The 19,297-nt window shown below is 71.8% G+C and carries 14 protein-coding genes and 1 tRNA gene; 9 read left to right on the forward strand and 6 right to left on the reverse strand.

What is annotated here, in order from left to right; all coding sequences use genetic code 11:
• Both ND747_RS22885 and ND747_RS22890 read right to left on the reverse strand, forming a co-directional pair.
• Positions 1-2,150, reverse strand: a 2,150-nt coding sequence (locus ND747_RS22885) for an AAA family ATPase (RefSeq protein WP_251736252.1), incomplete at its 3' end; no start/stop codon positions are given.
• Positions 2,150-3,361, reverse strand: coding sequence for an exonuclease SbcCD subunit D (locus ND747_RS22890; RefSeq protein ID WP_285900976.1), 1,212 nt, complete (start codon positions 3,359-3,361; stop codon positions 2,150-2,152). The genes ND747_RS22890 and ND747_RS22885, both read right to left, overlap by 1 nt.
• 331 nt (positions 3,362-3,692) lie before the next feature.
• Between ND747_RS22890 and ND747_RS22895 the strand changes: the two genes are divergently transcribed.
• The 4 genes from ND747_RS22895 (at position 3,693) to ND747_RS22910 (ending at position 9,297) form a co-directional block, all read left to right on the forward strand.
• On the forward strand, positions 3,693-4,952 hold the full coding sequence (locus tag ND747_RS22895) for a glutamate-5-semialdehyde dehydrogenase (protein WP_251736254.1): 1,260 nt from the start codon (positions 3,693-3,695) through the stop codon (positions 4,950-4,952).
• Between the two features lie 189 nt (positions 4,953-5,141).
• A complete protein-coding gene (gene aceB, locus ND747_RS22900; RefSeq protein ID WP_251736255.1) occupies positions 5,142-6,767 on the forward strand; it encodes a malate synthase A in 1,626 nt (541 codons plus the stop codon).
• A gap of 141 nt (positions 6,768-6,908) precedes the next feature.
• Positions 6,909-7,796, forward strand: a complete 888-nt coding sequence (locus ND747_RS22905) for a MoxR family ATPase (RefSeq protein ID WP_251736256.1) — start codon at positions 6,909-6,911, stop codon at positions 7,794-7,796.
• Between the two features lie 64 nt (positions 7,797-7,860).
• Entirely contained in the window at positions 7,861-9,297 is a 1,437-nt protein-coding gene (locus ND747_RS22910; RefSeq protein ID WP_251736257.1) for a VWA domain-containing protein, read from the forward strand.
• Positions 9,298-9,318: 21 nt separating this feature from the next.
• Here the strand turns inward: ND747_RS22910 and pgm are convergent, their stop codons facing one another.
• The gene (gene pgm, locus ND747_RS22915; RefSeq protein WP_251736258.1) at positions 9,319-10,980 is read right to left on the reverse strand and encodes a phosphoglucomutase (alpha-D-glucose-1,6-bisphosphate-dependent); all 1,662 of its coding nucleotides are present in this window, start codon (positions 10,978-10,980) and stop codon (positions 9,319-9,321) included.
• Between the two features lie 280 nt (positions 10,981-11,260).
• On the opposite strand from pgm, the gene nadD reads away from it, so the two are divergent.
• The 4 genes from nadD to ND747_RS22935 all read left to right on the forward strand — a co-directional run bounded on the left by nadD (position 11,261) and on the right by ND747_RS22935 (position 13,367).
• Positions 11,261-11,875 carry a nicotinate-nucleotide adenylyltransferase gene (gene nadD, locus ND747_RS22920; protein ID WP_308204675.1) on the forward strand — a complete coding sequence of 205 codons (615 nt, stop codon included), beginning with the start codon at positions 11,261-11,263 and terminating at the stop codon, positions 11,873-11,875.
• Between the two features lie 119 nt (positions 11,876-11,994).
• On the forward strand, positions 11,995-12,471 hold the full coding sequence (gene rsfS / locus ND747_RS22925) for a ribosome silencing factor (protein WP_251736259.1): 477 nt from the start codon (positions 11,995-11,997) through the stop codon (positions 12,469-12,471).
• Entirely contained in the window at positions 12,468-13,169 is a 702-nt protein-coding gene (locus ND747_RS22930; RefSeq protein ID WP_251736260.1) for a histidine phosphatase family protein, read from the forward strand. Before rsfS ends, ND747_RS22930 begins: the two co-directional genes overlap by 4 nt.
• 124 nt (positions 13,170-13,293) lie before the next feature.
• Positions 13,294-13,367 (forward strand) — tRNA-Ala (locus tag ND747_RS22935).
• 488 nt (positions 13,368-13,855) lie between these two features.
• Here ND747_RS22935 and ND747_RS22940 read toward each other — a convergent pair.
• Positions 13,856-14,347, reverse strand: a complete 492-nt coding sequence (locus tag ND747_RS22940; protein WP_251736261.1) for a nuclear transport factor 2 family protein — start codon at positions 14,345-14,347, stop codon at positions 13,856-13,858.
• Positions 14,348-14,528: 181 nt separating this feature from the next.
• On the opposite strand from ND747_RS22940, the gene ND747_RS22945 reads away from it, so the two are divergent.
• Positions 14,529-15,068: a TetR/AcrR family transcriptional regulator gene (locus ND747_RS22945; protein WP_251736262.1), complete on the forward strand. Its 540-nt coding sequence runs from the start codon at positions 14,529-14,531 to the stop codon at positions 15,066-15,068.
• A gap of 70 nt (positions 15,069-15,138) precedes the next feature.
• Here the strand turns inward: ND747_RS22945 and ND747_RS22950 are convergent, their stop codons facing one another.
• Both ND747_RS22950 and ND747_RS22955 read right to left on the reverse strand, forming a co-directional pair.
• Positions 15,139-17,277 carry an MDR family MFS transporter gene (locus tag ND747_RS22950; RefSeq protein WP_251736263.1) on the reverse strand — a complete coding sequence of 713 codons (2,139 nt, stop codon included), beginning with the start codon at positions 17,275-17,277 and terminating at the stop codon, positions 15,139-15,141.
• Positions 17,278-17,657: 380 nt separating this feature from the next.
• Positions 17,658-19,157 (reverse strand): class I adenylate-forming enzyme family protein, encoded by a 1,500-nt coding sequence (locus tag ND747_RS22955; protein WP_251736264.1) that lies wholly within the window; start codon positions 19,155-19,157, stop codon positions 17,658-17,660.
• Positions 19,158-19,297: the final 140 nt, after the last annotated feature.

A 19,297-nucleotide genomic window follows, 5' to 3' on the forward strand; every position in this document is an offset into this window, starting at 1 on the left:
AAGGTGGGTTTTTCCGGACGGTTCGGAGATTCTCGAACTGTCGACCCGCTGCGCCCCCGGACCGTGGCGTCGTTCAGCGCCGACTCGGCCAGGCGCTGTGCCTCCAGGGCGGCGGGCAGGTCGTCCGCGGCGCGCCGAACCTCGTCGACGGAGTCGGCCAGCATGTCGGCGATCATCGGGAGGGATACTCCCGGAGGCACGTTCCGGTCCGGATCCTCACACCTGGCGTCCGTGCCCCCGCTGCGCTCGCTGACCAGGGCATCCACGCCGGGCAGCCAGGAGATCTCGGTAGTCCACGGGTGGCCGTCGGGCGACTCGTCGAGGTCGGCCGGCAGGTCGGGAGAGGGTGCGCGGGTCAGTTCCGCGTGCAGGGTGCGGATGCGCTCGTCGAGGGCACGGACGGTGCCGTCGGCCTCGGCGGCGACGGTCGCCGCCTGATCCGCCTTTTTGGTGGCGTTGGTCTCCTGCTGCCTGCTGATCGGCCGGGCGCGGACCTCGGCGGGGTCGGGATGCTCCAGGGCACCGCAGACGGGGCAGGGAGTGTCGTCGACGAGGGCCGCGGCGAGCTCGGCCGTCATCGCGTCAACCCGCTCCCGGCGCAGGTCGTCGGCGTGCTCGCGGGCGCTGTCGGCGGCCGTACGGGTGTCGCGGGCGATGGCGACGGCGGCGCGGTGCTGGTCGACGGCGGCGGTGAGCTCCTGGGCCCAACGGGCTCGTTCGGTCAGGCCGGGCAGGACGGCGCCGGCCCGGCGGGCCGCGTCGACCCGGCCGCCCGCGTCCCCGTACCGGGTGGGCAGCTCGTCACACAGGCGAGCCTCCAGGCCGGCGGCCTCCTGATGGTGGGCGGCGGCCTGCGCGTCGGCCTCGACCGCATCGCGGGTGTCCTGTTCTGCGGCGGTGAGCGCACGGGCGAGCCCGGTCAGCCGCCCGACCTCGATGTGGGCGTCGCGCACGGTGGCCGTGAGCCGGGCGATCAGTACGGCTCCGGTCGTGTCGTCGACCTCCGCCCCGGCGTGCGAGGTGGGGGGCGCAAGAAGATCCGCGGGGTGCGTGGCGAGGGTCCGACGGGCCTCATCGGCGGTGGCGCGGGTCGTCGTCGCGGCGGTGGTCAGCCGGCGTAGTTCGGTCAGGGCAGGGGCGACGACCGCGGCGCGACGGGCGGCGTCAGCGGTGGCGGCGAGGGTCTCGATGCGTTCCTGGTCTGCGGTGAGCTCGAGGTGGCGGGTGGTCAGTTCGCGTCGGCGACGGACCCGCTCGGCGAGGTCACGGGTGGCGGCCAGCGCCGACTCCGCGGCGTCGAACGCCTGCCGGGAGGCAAGCAGATCCGCCGCCGCGGACCTCGCCGATTCGGCGGCCGCGTCGGTGAGGGCAGCGGACCAGGACGGGTCCTCGGGTGGGTTCGCGGGCTCGTCGACTCCGGCGGCCTGGGCGATGCGGGCGGCGACCCGGCCGAGCGCGGTGGTGGCCTCGTCCAGATCGGCGCGGCGGGTCTTGGCCCGGTCGTGCAGCCACTGCTCGGTGAACTCGAATCGGCTGACCCGGAACAGCCGCTTGAGCAGCCTCTCCCGCTCATCGTGCTCGGCCTGCAGGAAGTCCGCGAACCGGCCCTGGGGCAACATCACGACCTGAAAGAACTGGTCGGCGGTCATGCCGAGCAGCAGGCCGATCTCGTGGCCGACGTCCTGCGGGCGACCCGCGATCGTCTCCCACCCGTCGGGAGCGGCGGCGCCGGTGGACGGCTGCTGATTGCGGTTGCCGGGTGCGCTGGTGCTGCGCAGCCGGCGTTCGAGGGTCGCGGTGGGATGGGTGCGGGTGGTGGCGCCGTCGCCACCGCGGCGGGGACGATCCCAGGCCGGCGAGCGGGTGATGCGGTACCGGTCATCGGCCACGGTGAACTCCAGGCTCACCCACGGTCGGGCCGACGCCGGTGCGTGGTGCGAGCGCAGGTCCGGGCCGCCGGCGAGCTTGCCGCGCAGGCCGGGGACCTCACCGAACAGGGCGAAGCCGAGCGCGTCGAGCAGGGTCGTCTTGCCTGCGCCGGTCTCCCCGCACAGCAGCACCAGACCGCCACCGCCGACCTGATCCAGGTCAAGATCGACCCGGCCGGGAAACGCGCCGAACGCCGCCAGACTCAGCCGATGCGGGCGCATCAGGCGGCGTCCTCGGCGGCGCGGGCCGCCTCCAGCGCCGCGGTGAGCAGCTCCTGTTCGCCCGATGAGGGATCGGTACGCACATGCGTGACGAAGGCCAAGGCGATCTCCAGGTCGGTGCGACCGCGGGTGCGGGCGGCGAAACTGCGCTCGTCGGACTCGCTGGTGGGTGGCTCATGGGTCAGGCGCACCGCGAACGGGAAGCGCCGTTGCAACGTGGCCATCGCGTCCAGCGGACGGACCAGGTCGGTGAGCACCGCCGCGACGACATCGCCCTCGTGCGGGGTGTGGACGGGGGAGGCAAGCAGCTCGGCGAGGGTGCCGCGCAGCACGGTGAGCCGGCGCCCGACCGGCACGGGCACGGCGCGCACCGCACCGAGCCCGGCCGGGCCGAGCTCGACCAGCAGGGACGCCTTGTGATCGGACGCCTCGGAGAACGAGAACGCCAGGGGCGAGCCGCTGTACCGGATGGCCGCAGTGATCGCCTGCGGACGGTGCAGATGGCCGAGCGCCGTATAGGTGATGCCGTCGAACAGGGCGGCGGGCACGTTGCCGAGCCCGCCGACGGAAATGTCACGCTCGCTGTCGCTGGTCGTCCCGCCGGTCACCCACGCGTGCCCGAGCACCACACTGCGAGCACGGGGATGCCGGTCCAGATCGGCCCGGATGGCGCCGAGCGCCCGACGCATCAGCGCCGCCGGCCCGACCCCGCGCCCGCCCATGCCTCGGGCACCGTCGCCCGGCGCGCCAGACCCGGCGGGAGCAGGCTGGTCGATGTCGGGAGGACCAGGCAGATGACCGGCGGCGCTGGTGGGTTCCAGATACGGAACGGGATAGATGTGCACCGGGCCGTGCGCGTCCTCGACGACGAGGGGATGGGCGACCGCCGCCGGGTCGGTGCGGATACTGATCCGCGGATCGAGCAGGCCGGACTTGTCGCCGAGGCGCCGGGCGGCATCATGATTGCCGCTGATCACCACAACCCGGGCACCGGAGTCACGCAGGCGCGACAGCGCGTCGTCGAACAGCTCCAGGGCCCGCACTGGCGGGATCGCCCGGTCATGCACGTCACCGGCGACGAGAACGAGCTCGACCCGCTCGGCGCGGACGACGTCCACGAGATGGTCGACGAACGCGGCCTGGGCGGCAAGCAGGTCGTGTCCGTGCAACGCGCGGCCGAGGTGCCAGTCGGAGGTGTGCAGGGCCAGCATGCGGATCACGGTAGGCAGCCAGCCGGGCCGGCCGGGCACGGGGGGTCGTCCCGCCAGGATGCGTGACCGTCGCACGTCGGGCACTGTGGCCAACGGGTCGTGGTTCAGGGCGGACAGTGTCCAGGACCGGGCACCGCACGTACGACGGCGGACTCCGCGTGACCGCCTCCTGGCCATCCGCCGTGTCATGGACCCGGTTGTCCACAGGTCCCGAGCTGGCGGGTGGCTGTCCACAGGCTGACGTGAGGCCGGGCGGGGGGCAGGGGTGGGCCGGTAGCCTCGTCGAGGTGGGGTGCGCGGCGGCACCCGCAGCACTGGAGGGTCTCAACAGATGAACACCTCTGCGGAGGATGTCCGCGACACGGCCGTGCGGGCCCGGGTCGCGGCGGCGGCGCTGGCCACGGCCAGTCGGGCCGCCAAGGACCGTGCCCTGCTTGCCATGGCCGAGGCGCTCGGCGCCCGCTCGGGCGAGCTGATCGAGGCGAACGCCCTGGATGTCGAGGCCGCGCGGGCTGCGGGCACGGCCGAGGCGATGGTCGACCGACTCACCCTCACCCCGGCGCGGCTCGCGGCCATGGCCGGCGGGTTGCGGCAGGTCGCCGGGCTCGACGACCCGGTCGGCGAGGTCGTGCGTGGCCGAGTGCTGCCGAACGGTCTGGAGCTGCGCCAGGTCCGCGTTCCGCTCGGTGTCGTCGGGATCATCTACGAAGCCCGGCCGAACGTCACCGTCGACGCCGCCGGCCTGTGCCTCAAAAGCGGCAACGCGGCGCTGCTGCGCGGCAGCGCCTCGGCCGTGCGGTCGAACACCGCGCTGGTCGGTGTCCTGCGGGACGCGGCGCTGGCCACAGGTCTGCCAGCCGATGCCGTCCAGCTCGTCCCCGGGGTCGACCACGAGTCGGTGAAGCACCTGATGCGGCTGCGCGGGCTGGTCGACGTGCTCATCCCGCGCGGCGGTGCCGGTCTCATCCGGGCGGTCGTGGAGGAGTCGACCGTGCCGGTCATCGAGACCGGCGTCGGCAACTGCCACGTGTACGTCGATGTCGACGCCGACCTCGACCAGGCTCTGGCGATCACCCTGAACTCGAAGACCCACCGGGTGTCGGTCTGCAACTCCACCGAGACGCTGCTGGTGCACCGCGCGGTCGCGGACGTCTTCCTGCCGCGGGTGCTCGCCGCGCTCGCCGATGCCGGGGTCACCGTGCACGGCGACGAGACGGTGCGCGCCCACGACGGCCGGGTCGTGCCCGCCACCGACGACGACTGGGCGGCCGAGTACCTCTCGCTCGATCTCGCCATGCGTGTCGTCGACTCCCTCGACGACGCGGTCGCGCACATCCGTCGGTGGGGCAGCGGGCACACCGAGGCGATCGTCACCCGCTCGCTGGGGGCGTCCCGCCGGTTCGTCGCGACCTGCGACAGCGCCGCGGTGATGGTCAACGCCTCCACCCGGTTCACCGACGGCGAGCGGTTCGGGATGGGCGCCGAAATCGGTATCTCCACCCAGAAACTGCACGCCCGCGGCCCAATGGGGCTCCCCGAGCTGACGTCGACCACCTGGGTCGGCATCGGCGATGGCCACCTCGTCTCCTGACGAGGCCGCCCTGGGCGCGAAGCGTGAGCCCGCTCACGGTACGTGCCGGCGAGGTGCGGCAGGGTGCGGGGGACGGCCACACCCCCGACACTGGCAGGGGTGTCCGGTGGCGATCGTGAGCCGCGGTAGCCGGTCGTGGCGGTGCACCGCTGCGGGCGGCGGCGTACCGCGGAGAGGGTGAGGGACGGCATGAGCGGTCTGACCGGTGTGACCACGCAGGGCGTGTCGGTGGTGCGAGACGTGCCGGGGCTGACCCCGGCGCAGGTCGACGCGGTGCTCTCCGACGACGCCGTCGCGTTCGTCGCGGGCCTGCAGCGCACGTTCGGGCCCCGCCGCGACGAGCTGCTCGCCGCCCGGGCGACCCGGCGTGCCGCGATCGCCGCGGGTGCGAGCCTGGACTTCCTGCCTCATACGGCGCACATCCGCGACGGAGACTGGCAGGTCGCGCCGCCGGCGCCGGGTCTGGTCGACCGTCGCGCCGAGATCACCGGTCCTACCGACGCGAAGATGCTGATCAACGCGCTCAACAGCGGCGCGAAGGTGTTCATGGCCGACTTCGAGGACGCCAACGTCCCGACCTGGTCCAACATGGTCGTCGGCCAGCACAACCTGAGCGAGGCCATTGCCGGCACGCTCGGCTTCGTCAACCCCGACGGCCGGCGCTACACGCTGAACGAGACCACCGCCACCCTCGTCCCCCGTCCGCGCGGCTGGCACCTGCCCGAACGGCACGTCCTCGTCGACGGCCAGCCGATCGCCGGTGCGCTCTTCGACGCCGGCCTCTACCTGTTCCGCAACGCGCTGGCACTGCGGGCCGTCGGGCGCGGGCCGTACTTCTACCTGCCCAAGATGGAAAGCCACCTCGAGGCCCGGCTGTGGAACGACGTGTTCACCGCCGCACAGGCCGAACTCGGTCTGCCGCCCGGCACCGTGCGCGCCACCGTGCTCATCGAGACACTGCCGGCCGCCTTCGAGATGGCCGAGATCCTCTACGAGCTGCGCGAGCACTCCGCCGGGCTGAACGCCGGTCGGTGGGACTACATGTTCTCCACCATCAAGACGTTCGCCTCCCGCCCGGCCGAGTTCCTGCTGCCCGACCGCAACAGTGTGACGATGACCGTGCCGTTCCTGCGCGCCTACAGCGAGCTGCTGGTCTCCACCTGCCACCGGCACGGTGCACATGCCATCGGCGGCATGGCCGCGTTCATTCCGTCCCGTCGGGACCCGGAGGTCAACGCGGCAGCGCTGGCGAAGGTCCGCGCCGACAAGGAACGCGAGTCCGGTGACGGGTTCGACGGCAGCTGGGTGGCCCATCCCGACCTCGTCCCGGTGTGCACCGAGGTGTTCGACGGCGTCCTCGGCGCGGCCCCCAACCAGCTCGGCCGTCAGCGGGACGACGTCCACGTCACCGCCGCCGACCTGCTCGCGGTGCGGGACACCCCCGGCGCGATCACCGCTGCCGGCCTGCGCGGCAACATCAGCGTCGGGGTGCGCTATCTGGAGAGCTGGCTGCGCGGGACGGGCGCGGTCGGTATCGACAACCTGATGGAGGACGCGGCCACCGCGGAGATCTCCCGCAGCCAGATCTTCCAGTGGATCGCCGCGGGCGTGGCGCTGGACGACGGTCGGCCGGTCACCGCCGACCTGGTGCGCGCCACCCTCACCGAGGTGCTCGACGAGATCCGCGTCACCGTGGGCGAGGGTGCGTTCGACGGCGGACGGTGGAAGGACGCCGCCGCGGTCTTCGAGGAAACCGCGCTCGGTGAGCAGTTCGTCGAGTTCCTCACGCTGCCGGCCTACGAGCGCATCGACTGACGCCAGCCGCGGGGTGCCCGGCCTGTGCGTATCGATCCGGGAACGGACGGTGAAGTCCCCGTCTGGCCGGTGTGCCTGGCACTATGGAGGGTGCGAGCACCGTGGACGGTGCGGTGCTTGACTCGGGGACGGAAGGTGGCCATGTCGCTTCAGGAGCACGCTTTCGCCGATGTCGCGGACGTGCGGGAACGCCTGCGCGCAACCGGGTATCTCGCCGACGAGGCGATCGCCACCACCGTCTTTCTCGCCGATCGGCTGCGTAAGCCGCTGCTGGTCGAGGGCCCGGCGGGAGTCGGCAAGACCGAACTCGCCAAGGCCCTGGCCGCGAGCGTCGGCGCCGAGCTGATCCGCCTGCAGTGCTATGAGGGCCTCGACGAGGCCCGCGCCCTGTACGAGTGGAACTACAAGAAGCAGCTGCTGCGCATCCAGGCGGGTTCCGGCACCGCCGCGACCGAGGGCTGGCAGCAGGCCCACGACGACATCTTCAGCGAGGAGTTCCTGCTCTCGCGACCGCTGCTCACGGCGATCCGCCGCGAGCAGCCCACGGTGCTGCTCGTCGACGAGACCGACAAGGCTGACGTCGAGGTCGAAGGCCTGCTGCTCGAGGTGCTCTCCGACTTCCAGGTGACGATCCCCGAGCTCGGCACGATCACCGCGACCCGTCGGCCGTTCGTCATCCTCACCTCGAACGCCACCCGGGAACTGTCCGAGGCGCTCAAGCGGCGCTGCCTGTACCTCAACCTCGAGTACCCCTCGGCCGAGCGGGAGAAGGAGATCGTGCTCTCCCGCGTGCCCGACCTGCCGGAGAAGCTGGCCGAGTCGCTGGTGCGGGTCGTGCGGGCCCTGCGGGCGATGGAGCTGAAGAAGGCACCGTCGATCGCGGAGACGATCGACTGGGCGCACACCGTGCTCGCACTCGGCTTCGACACCTTCGATGAGGAGGCTGTCGCCTCGACCCTCGGGGTCGTGCTCAAGCACGCCAGCGACCAGGCCCGCGCCATCGGCCACCTCAAGCTCACCGCGAACTGACCGGCCGACCGCTCGAGAGCCCGGCCGCACGACGCGTCGGCCGACGAACCAGGGGAGCGCCGGCATGAACCTGCTGGACCGCACCGTCGACTTCATCGCCGCGCTGCGCCGTGCCGGGGTGCCGGTCAGCAGCGCCGAGACGGTCGACGCGGCCACCGCCATCGGCGCGATGGGCTGGGCCGACCGCGATGCTGTGCGGGCGGCTTTCGCGGCCACCCTGGTCAAGCGTCCGCTGTACCGATCCGCCTTCGACACCCTGTTCGACCTGTACTTCCCACCCCGCATCGGTGACGGCGTCAGCCTCGACCCGTCCGGCCCGGATGCCACCGCCGGTGACGGCGTCGGCGGGCCGCCCGAGGACGCCCCGCCGCCCGAGGAACTCAGCCCCGAGGACCTCGAATCGCTGCGCCGCGCCCTGCGTGACCAGCTGCTGGACGCCCTGCGCGACGGCGATGACGAGGCGCTGCGCAGCCTTGCCCGCGACGCGGTGACGTCCTTCGGCGGCGGCACCGCCGGCAGCTCCGGACGCTCCTGGTACCTGTACCGGGCGCTGCGCGCGATGTCCGCCGAGACACTCGTCGCCGACCTGCTCGGCGCGCTGCTGGACGGCACCGAACGCGGCGGTCTGGCCGAACGGGTCGCCCGTCAGACGATCAGCGACCGGATCCGTACGTTCGAGGAGATGGTCGCCGCCGAAGTACGCCGCCGGATGGCGGAGGAGCGTGGCATCGAGGCGGTCGAACGCAGCGCCGTCGGGCCCCTCGACGACCAGGTCGAGTTTCTCCGCGCCTCGCAGCGTGACCTCGTCGAACTGCGCCGGCAGGTGTATCCGCTGGCACGGCGCCTGGCCACCCAGCTCACCGCCCGGCGCAGCCTCGGGCGCACCGGGCGGCTCGACTTCCGCCGCACCGTGCGGGCGTCGCTGGCCACCGGTGGGGTGCCCGTCGAGACCAAGTACCGGCCACGCAAGCCGCACAAGCCCGAACTGGTCGTGCTGTGTGACGTCAGCGGGTCGGTGGCCTCCTTCGCGCACTTCACGCTGATGCTCACCCACGCCCTGCGCGAGCAGTTCTCCAAGGTCCGCGCGTTCGCGTTCATCGACACCACCGACGAGGTCACCCGCTTCCTGCGCGGCCTGGATCTCGGCGACATGATGGCGCGTATCTCCGCCGAGGCGGATCTCGTCTGGTACGACGGCCACAGCGACTACGGCCATGCCATCGACGCGTTCGCCGAGCGGTACGGGGAGGCCGTGGGGCCGCGCACGTCGCTGCTCATCCTCGGCGACGCCCGCAACAACTACCGGCCGACGTCCGCCCAGGTCTTTCGCCGGCTGTGCGATCAGGCCCGGCACTCCTACTGGCTCAACCCCGAACCCCGCAGCTACTGGGGCTCGGGTGACTCGGCGACCGACGTCTACGCCGATCTGGTCGACGAGATGGTCGAGTGCCGCAACATCGCGCAGCTCGAGCAGTTCATCGAGCGCATCCTGCCCTCCTGACGCCGCCCTCCCGACGCCGGGTCAGCCGCGGGCAAGGGCCCCGTCGACGATCGTCTGGGCCTCGGCCAGGACGGTGTCGAGGTGGTCGGTGCCGCGGAAGCTCTCGGCGTAGATCTTGTAGACGTCCTCGGTGCCGGACGGGCGGGCGGCGAACCAGGCGTCGTCGGTGACGACCTTCACCCCGCCGATCGCCGCACCGTTGCCGGGCGCGTGCGACAGCGCGGCGGTCACCGCGGCCCCGGCGAGCCGGGTGGCGCCGAGGCTGTCCGGGGTGAGCGCGGCGAGAACCTTCTTCTGCGCGGGAGTAGCCGGGGCGTCCACCCGTCGGTAGGCCGGGGCGCCGTACCTCGCGGTCAGCTCCTCGTAGGCACGGCCCGGATCACGGCCGGTCACCGCGGTGATCTCCGCGGCGAGCAGGCAGGCGATCAGACCGTCCTTGTCGGTGGTCCACACCCCGCCGCCGCGACGCAGGAACGACGCGCCAGCGCTCTCCTCGCCACCGAAACCCAGCGTGCCGCCGATCAGACCGTCGACGAACCACTTGAAGCCCACCGGCACCTCGACGACCCCGCGCCCCAGGCCCGCGCCGACCCGGTCGATCATGCTGGAGCTGACCAGGGTCTTGCCGATCGCGGTGCCCGCCGACCAGCCGGCGCGGTGACCGAACAGATAGTCGATCGCGACGGACAGGAAGTGGTTCGGGTTCAACAGACCCGCACCCGGGGTGACCACGCCGTGCCGGTCGGCGTCGGTATCGTTGGCCAGCGCCACGTCGAAGGAGCCGGCCAGACGCAGCAGCGAGGCCATCGCGTACGGAGACGACGGATCCATCCGGATCTTGCCGTCCCAGTCGGTGGTCATGAAGGCGAACGTCGGGTCGACGGTCGTGTTCACCACGTCCAGGTCGAGCTTGTAGCGTTCGGCGATCGCCTGCCAGTACACCAGGCTCGCCCCACCGAGCGGATCGACGCCGATGCGCACCCCGGCGCCGCGGATCGCGTCGAGGTCGATGATGTCGGCGAGGTCCTCGACGTAGGCGTTGACGTAGTCGTGCACCACCGCCGCCGCTCGGGCCTGCGCGTACGGCACCTGGGAGACCCCGGTGAGACCGGCGTCGAGCAGGGCGTTCGCCCGGTCCTGAATGACCTTCGTGGCGCCGGTGTCGGCCGGGCCGCCATGCGTCGGGTTGTACTTGAACCCGCCGTCGGCCGGCGGGTTGTGCGATGGTGTGATCACGATGCCGTCGGCAGACCCTCGCCCCGCCTGGCCGCCAGCCGCGCCACGCTCGCGGTTGTGGCCGAGGATGGCATGGGAGATCACCGGGGTGGGCGTGGCCTCGCCGTCCGGCGCGATCCGCACCGACACGCCGTTGGCCACCAGCACCTGCAGGGCGGTGGCCAACGCCGGCCCCGACAGCGCGTGCGTGTCGATCCCGAGGAACAGCGGCCCGTCGACCCCGGCGGACGCGCGATGGTCGCAGATCGCCTGGGTGGTCGCGAGGATGTGGTCGGCGTTGAACGAGCCACGCAGCGCCGATCCGCGGTGCCCGGACGTGCCGAACGACACCCGCTGCGCCGGATCGGCCAGGTCGGGATGACGATCGTGATATGCGGCGAGCAGAGCGTCGACGTCGACGAGGTCCTCGACGGCGGCGGGCTGGCCCGCGCGTGGGCTGGTCGGCATGAGCGGCGGCTCCTCGCGAGCGGGCGGGCTGGCCGGCGGCGGACTCCGCAAGCCTAGCCGGATCGCTGCCCGGGCGGCGCGGGCCCGTCGGGGGCCTGTGGATGACCGTCCGGTGAACCGAGCCCCCTGTGGGCAACAGGTCCACTGATCGACCAGGAGCCGGACGGGTGCAGGCGGATCGTGAGCGCTCGGTCGGTCGCGCGCGTCAGGTGATGTGGGACATCTCCTGACGCGGTGGGCGTCGCGCGCATGTGCCAGCCCCGGGGGTTACGGTCCCACCGTGCGACTGGGCGTGATGGGCGGGACCTTCGATCCCATCCACAACGGGCACCTCGTCGCCGCCAGCGAGGCCGCCGCGCTGTTCGACCTGGACGAGGTCGCGTTCGTCCCCGTCGGTCGGCCCTGGCAGAAGGCCCACCGGGCGGTGTCCGCCGCCGAGGACCGCTATCTGATGACGTTTCTCGCCACCGCGGAGAACCCACAGTTCACCGTCAGCCGGATCGAGATCGACCGGGACGGCGCCACCTACACCATCGACACCCTGCGTGATCTACGCCGGCTCCGGCCGGACGACGAGCTGTTCTTCATCACCGGCGCGGACGCCCTGGCCCAGATCCTCACCTGGCGCGATCACGACGAGCTGTTCGAACTCGCCCAGTTCGTCGGGGTCAGCCGGCCCGGCTACCAGCTCTCCCTGGACGGCGCGCTGCCGCCCGAGCGGGTGAGCCTGCTGGCGGTGCCGGCTCTGGCGATCTCATCGTCCGACATCCGGGCGAGGGTCGGGCGAGACGCCCCCATCTGGTACCTGACGCCGGACGGGGTGGTGCGCTACATCGCCAAACGTGGCCTCTACCGCGAGGACACGACCCCGCCCGGGGCGTCGGGATCCGGTTGAGTGCCCTGTCCGGGCAGGAATGTGACACGCTGGACCCAGCCGCCCCGCCCGTGGGCGGTGCCGCGCGGCGGAGGCAACCCGGCCGCGGCGTAACCGTGACCATCCTGGAGACCTAGAGCGTGACCGCTTCCCCTCGTGCCGTCGAGCTCGCCCTCGCCGCCGCGCAGGCCGCAGCCGACAAGCTCGGCCGCGACCTGCTCATCCTCGACGTGAGTGAGCGCCTCGCCATCACCGACTGCTTCGTCCTGGCCTCCGCGGCCAACGAGCGGCAGGTCAAGGGCATCGTCGACGAGATCGAGGAGAAGCTGCGCCAGCTCGGTGCCAAGCCCGTGCGCCGGGAGGGAGAGCGGGAGGGCCGCTGGGTCCTGCTCGACTTCGTCGACATCGTCGTGCACGTCCAGCACGCCGAGGAGCGGGTCTTCTACGCCCTGGAACGGCTCTGGAAGGACTGCCCGACCGTCCCGTTCACCGACGCGAACGTCGGCGTCGGGGCTGGCGTGGGTGCCGGCACCGGGGGGTCGTCGGCCTCGGCGGGTGCCACCTCGGTGGCCGAGCTGACCGACAGCGGCGGTGACGGGTCGGGGGGCGCCCCGTGAGGCTGCTGCTGTGGCGGCACGGCCGGACCACCTGGAACGAGGCCGGCCGCTTCCAGGGGCACGCCGACCCCCCGCTCGACGAGACCGGCCGGGCGCAGGTCACCGCGGTCGCACCGCTCATCCGCGCATTGAACCCCGAGCTCGTCGTCTCCTCCGACCTGCAGCGCTGCCGGGACACCGCCGCCGGGCTCGAGCTGCCGGTGCGCACCGACGCCCGGCTGCGTGAGATCGACCTCGGTGGCTGGTCCGGGCTCACCGGCGCCGAGGCGGCCGTCCGTTTCCCCGAGGAGGACCGGGCCTGGCGGTCGGGGCAGGACGTCCGCCGTGGTGGCGGCGAGACCTACCGTGAGGTCGCCGAGCGGGCGGGCACACTGCTCGACGAGATCCGCGCCGAAGGTCTGCCCGCCCAGCCCGACGGGCTGATCGTGTTCGTTCTGCACGGCGGCACCGCCCGCTCGCTGATCGGCCACGTCCTGGGCGTCCCGCCGGAGCTGTGGTGGCATTTCGGCCCGTTGGCGAACTGCCGCTGGTCCCTGCTGCGCCTGGCCGAAGGCGGCTTCCGGCTTTCCGAACACAACGCCGGGCCGCTGCTGGTGGGTAAGATCGCCGCCGCCGGATCGGGCCTGTCCGAGCCCCTGCTGCCCAGCCAGGGGCCCCCGACCGAGTCCGACACGGAACCTGTACACTTGCCGAGGTAGCCTGCCAGGCCAGCTTGATCAGGCCGGCAGGACGACCATGGCAGACAGGTAAGGCAGACAGGTAAGACAGGCAGAGGGGCCCGCACACAGGCCCTTCCCGGTCTGATATAAATGAACAGCAGTTGGGGCTGTGGCGCAGTCTGGTAGCGCATCACACTGGCAGTGTGAGGGTCAGGGGTTCGAATCCCCTCAGCTCCACGTAACTCTGGAATTCTATTGCCTTCTCCCTTTGGGAGGAGGCCTTTTTCGTTACGTTATGTTGGCCGGGGGGGCCGAGCCCCCCCGTGCCCCCCACGTAAGGTCTGCGGGTGTCGTGGGGTGGGGCGGGGGGCTTTGGCGTGACATTCTCAGGCCCAGTGATGCAGGCAACTGGCAAAGCGGATAAAGCGGAATCGCAACGGGGTGCGGCAAGACTACCTTCTGCAATCGGATGACCCCTGAGGGTATCTCTCGGGTGGGGTGGGAGAGATTTTCCAGGAGGCGGTCGCTGTGGTCGGGCAGTAGGAACCTGAGGAAGCCGGGCCCGCGTGGGTTCGTAGCGCATGGTCAGTCGGTGGTGGCGGTCAGGCAGTGACCATGCGGGACATGCTCTGGTCGGCCGGAATGCTACTGGCGGGACGGAGCACGACGGACAGTGAAGGTGCTGCCAGGACGGCCTCGCTGGGACGATCTTTCGGTGGGTGCCGTCATGCCGGGGAGTTTTCGGCGGCAAGAGCGCCGGCCAGGGCGGGAAGCTGGCCAAACGCGCGGGCGAAGGAGAGCGAGTCGGCGTAGTCGCGGGATTCGACGATGCGGCCGTTCCGGACGCGGACCACGAAGATGCACGGGACGGTGAACGCGCCGCGGTCGGTGGTGAGGGCATAGGCGAACTCGGCGATGACGACCTCCGGGTCGGCCGTGCGGTGCACGACCATGCCGGTCGGCGCGAACGACTGGATGCCGGACGTGGGATCCGGCGCCGCCGCGAAGTGCGCGCGCAGGTCGGCGCGGGTGTGCATCGGCCGATCCCCGAACGGAGCGAGCGGGTGCCGCACGTCGGTCTGCTCCGCGTACAGGTCGGCGAGTGTGTCGAGCATGCGTTCCCGCTCGTGGGGCGCCAGGTTCCCGGCGACCAGCCGGCTCACGCCGGCAGCCACCGCGCGGACGATGGCCGCCGGATCGGCTGAACCGGCCGTCAAGCGCTCCTGTGTCGGCGGTTCACACCGCTGGGTGTCAGCGGTGGCGGAGTCGGACTGTGCGGGCGTCGGTAGCATCGGACCTCCAGGCGAAGTTGTGACTTCGGTACCGTAGCGAAGTTGCGACTCCGCTTGCAATGGTGGGCGCCGCCCGATCTGATCGATCACCGAAAAGGGAGGGCCGGTGCGCAGGAACGCCGCGGCAAACCGGGAGCGCATCCTGGCCGCCGCCCAGGACGTGTTCGGGGAGCAGGGAGTGACCGGCTCGACCGAGGAGGTCGCCCGGCGAGCCGGGGTCGGCATCGCCACCGTCTTCCGGCATTTTTCGACGAAGGACGTGCTGATCGAGGCGGCTCTGGTCCGTCACTTCGAGCGGCTCACCGAGCAGGCGGCCGTCCTTGCGGCCGGCGTGGAGCCGGGCGAGGCGCTGCGTGACCTGCTTCGGACGATGATCGAGTCAGGGTCGACGAAGCTGACGCTCGCGTCGAGGCTGCCCGCGGGCGAGATCTCCCCGGACGTGGACGCGGCAGCAGGACGGCTGCGTACGACGGTCGCTGACCTGCTCGACCGGGCGGTGGTGGCGGGCGTGGTTCGGTCGGACGTGACCGTCGACGAGGTGTACCTGCTCATCCGCGGGCTCGCGCAGGCCTGTGCCACGGCGCCCCCGCCGCCGGAGACCCTGCGGCGCGCCACCGGCATCGTGCTGGCCGGGCTTGGCGTCTGATCGGCTTCTTCCGCAGCCGCCTCGGATCGTCGGATCGGATGGGTGAACGACGCGGGCAGCGTCAGCCGGCTCAGTCCGTACTGGAGGTGCCGGCCGTACTGGAGGTGCCGGATACGGAGGAACCGACGGCGGCGGGGGCGGTGGGGGCGAGGTCGGGTTGCTGTTCGAGCATGAGCCGGCGGGAGATGCGGGCGAGGACGGGGCGGATCCGCGGGTCGAGCTGGACGCGGTCGGTGTCGTTGTCGGCGAGCTGGTCGAGCAGCCAGTCGGTCCAGGTGTTGCCGAGGGTGGTGACAACGGTGTGGCCGCGGTCGGTCAGGTAGAGGCGTTCGCCGTCGCGGGCGAGGTGGCCGCCGGCGACCACCTCGTCGTAGAAGGAACGCAGCACGCCGTGGGGGAGCCGGTGGCTGTCCTCGATGTCCGCCGGACGGGTCTGCTGCGCCAGCAGCCGGTCGCGCAGGTGGACGCCGAGCAGCGCCCACAGGGTCGGGATGTCGACCCCGATGCCGGAACGGGTGATGATCTCGCGGTTGATGGTGCGGTCCCGACGGCGCAGCAGGGCGGCGATCTGGGTTTCCAGCTCGGCGTCGGACGTGCGGCTCGCCGGCATGGCAAAACCCTCCCCGGTGCCGCGCACGGCGGTCCGGGCCGTCCCGCGCAGGGCGACCTGGGGGAGCAGGAAGGCAACCAGCAGGCCGGCGACAGCGATCGGCACCGCCCACAGGAACACCGTGTGCACGGACTGCGCATAGGCGTCGATGACCGGTGCGCGGGCCGCGTCCGGCAGACTGTGCACGCCGGACGGGCTGGAGACCGCCGAGGGCGACACCTTCGCCTGCGCCAGGGCGCCCGGCAGGACGTCGGCAAGTTTGTTGGCGTAGAGCGCGCCCATGATGGACGCGCCGAACGATCCGCCAAGCGAACGGAAGAAGGTCACCCCCGACGTCGCCGCGCCCAGATCCCGGTAGTCCACCGTGCTCTGCACGATGATCGTCAGAATCTGCATGACCAGGCCGATCCCGGCGCCCAGTACCAGCATGGACAGCGACTGCACGACGATCGAGGTGTGCTCGTCCATCCGGGACAGCAGCCACAGCGCGACCGCCGTCACCGCCATGCCGACGATCGGGAACGGGCGGTAGCGCCCGGTGCTCCCCACGACCTGACCGGAGCCGATGGCCGTGGCCAGCAGGCCGAGCACCATCGGCAGGGTGCGCACCCCGGACATCGTCGCCGAGGCGCCGGTGACGTACTGCAGGTAGGACGGCAGGAAGGTCAACGAGCCGAACATCGCGAACCCGACGATGAAACTGAGCACCGACGCGGTCGTGAACACCCGGCTGCGGAACAGGTGCAGCGGCAGGATCGGTTCGGCCGCCCGACCTTCCACGGCGACGAACACGGCCAGCGCCACGACGGACCCGGCGAACAGCCCGATGATCGTCGCGGAGCCCCAGGCGTACTGCGTCCCACCCCAGGACGTGGCGAGGGTCAGCCCGCTGGCGCCCAGCGCCACGAACAGCACGCCCAGGTAGTCCACCTGAGCCCGGCGGCCGAGCGCGGCCGCGGCCCGGCCGGGGATCGTGCGGGCGGCCAGGGCCACCACGACGATCGCCAGCGGCACGTTGACGTAGAACGCCCAGCGCCAGGACAGATGGTCGGTGAACAGGCCGCCGAGCAGCGGCCCGATCACGGTGGTGACACCGAAGACCGCGCCGAGCGCCCCCTGGTACTTCCCGCGTTCCCGCAGCGGGATGACGTCGCCGATCAGGGCGGTGGCGGTCACGGTGATGCCGCCGGCGCCCAGGCCCTGCACCGAGCGCGCCACGATCAGCACGGTCATGGTGTGGGCCAGGCCGCAGAAGAACGAGCCGACGATGAAGACCACGACGCTGAGCTGGAACACCCGCTTGCGGCCGAACTGGTCACCGAACTTGCCGGACAGGACCGTCGCGATGGTCTCGGCCAGCAGGTACGAGGTCACCACCCAGCTCATGTGGCCCGCGCCGCCGAGATCGCCCACGATCGTCGGCAGCGCCGTGGACACGATCGTCTGGTCGAGCGCCGCCAGCAGCATGCCCAGCATGATCGTGCCGAAGATGAGGTTGATCTGCGCCCGAGGCAGAACCGGCCTGGCCCCGTCCTGGCCAGCCGACGGATCGGCCGGACCGGCCGGTTCGATCGCCGCTGCCCGCGCTCCTGCTGACATGCCGTTGGCCTCCGTCCTGTCCACCGGGGCGACCCGGCGGCCCGCGCCGGACCACTGGTCGCCTCGGGCGGGTACGCACGGGCACGTTCGGACCACCCGAGAACCGCGGGAGGACGGCGTGGCGCAGCGCGCCGACCGGGCCCCGGTGGCTGCGCGGAACCTACCGCCGGAGCATGTCGATGAACCTGGCTCATCGCAAGCTGTGCAGTCCGGCCCGCTGGGTGAAGCTGGTCGAGCATCGGCTGATGCCCTGGAAGCCGGCCGAGGTTCCGCTCAACCAGCAGGTGACGGAGCCGGGCGGGGCAGCGCGATCGCTCGCGGGTGCCCGGCCCGGCTCCGTGGCAGCTCAGCCGAGCGGCCGGCTCAGCCGAGCGGCCGGCTCAGGCGAAGGTGTCCGCCAGCTCGGTGCGCAGCACCCGGCGCAGCAGCTTACCGCTCTCGTTGAACGGCAGCTCCGCACGGAACTGGATGCGGTCGGGGGTCCGGCTCGAGCGCAGCCTGGCACGCACGTGCGCCTTGAGCTCGTCCTCGGTGACGTCGCCGGAGACGACGACGGCCGCGGCGACCCCCTCGCCCCACTCCTTGCTGGGAATGCCGACGACGGCCGCCTCCTGCACGGCGGGATGCTCGAGCAGGACGGCCTCGATCTCGCCGGGGGAGAGGTTCTCCCCGCCGCGCACGATCACGTCGTCGAGGCGGCCGTGGACGAACAGGTAACCGCCCTCGTCGAGGTGACCCTCGTCGCGGGTGGGAAACCAGCCGTCGGCGTCGAGGCTGGTGCCCCGGCCGAGGTACTCGCCGGAGACCTGCCCGCCGCGCACATGGATCTCGCCGTGCTCGCCGACGGCGACCTCCTCGCCGATCGCGTCGCGGATCGACACCTCCAGCGACGGCAGCGGCCGTCCGACGGAGGCGAGTCGGGCCCGCACCGCCGGGTCGTCGCTGGCGAAGGCCGCGGAGTGGTCGTCCGGGCCGAGTACCGCGATGGTGCTGGACGTCTCGGTCAGGCCGTAGGCGTTGACGAACCCGACGTTCGGCAGCAGGCCGACGGCCCGCTCGATGACCGGCAGCGGCATCGGCCCACCACCATAGGAAAGCGAGCGCATCGAGGGCAGGCCCTGACCGTCCGCCTCGATGATGTCGAGGATGCGCCCGAGCATCGTCGGCACCACCATCGCGTGGGTGATCGACTCGGTGCGGACGATGTCGACCCAGGCCTGCGGTTCGAACGCCTCGAGCTGGACGACCCGGCGCCCGGAGTAGGTCGACGACAGCACCGCGGAGATGCCGGCGATGTGGTACGGCGGCACGCTGACGATCGCGGCCTCGTCCTCACCGGAACCGGCGTACTCGACCGTGGTGATGATGTATTCGGTCAGGTTGCTGTGCCGCAGGACGGCGGCCTTGGGCTCGCCGGTGGTGCCGCTGGTGAACAGCAGCACGGCGATGTCGTCGGCGTCACCGCCCCAGCCGTCGGACTCCTTGCCCTCCGGGTTCTCGGCCAGCGCCAGCGCGTCCGCCCGGCTGAGGTACTCGATGCCTTCGACCGGGCCGATCCGCTCGGCGACACCCTCGCCGACGATGATCGTGGCCGGGGCGGTGCGGGTGACGATGGCCCGCAGCTGGGGGTCTGCCAGCCGGTAGTTGATCGGCACGAACGGCTTGCCGGCGATCGCCGCGCCGAACAGGGCCAGGGGGACGACCGGGGAGTTCAGGTCGACCAGGCCGACCCGCTCGCCCGGCGCGGCCTCGAGCGCGGCACCCAGGCGGCGCGCCCGGTGGGCCAGCTCGGCAAAGGTGACACCGGAGGCCTTCGGGCCGAGGGCGACCCGGTCGGCCATCCCGTCGGCGGCCATTTCGAGCAGCATCCCGAGGTGCATGCGACGACTCCGTCGGTCAAAGTGCAGGGTCGGTCAGAAGGACAGGGTTGGTCAGAGGGCAGTGCCGGTCAGAAGGGCAGTGCCGGTCAGAGGACAGTGCCGGTCAGAGGACAGTGCCGGTCAGAGGGCAGGGCCGGCCG

It is taken from the genome of Frankia sp. R82 (genome assembly GCF_023716925.1).
GTDB lineage: Bacteria > Actinomycetota > Actinomycetes > Frankiales > Frankiaceae > Frankia.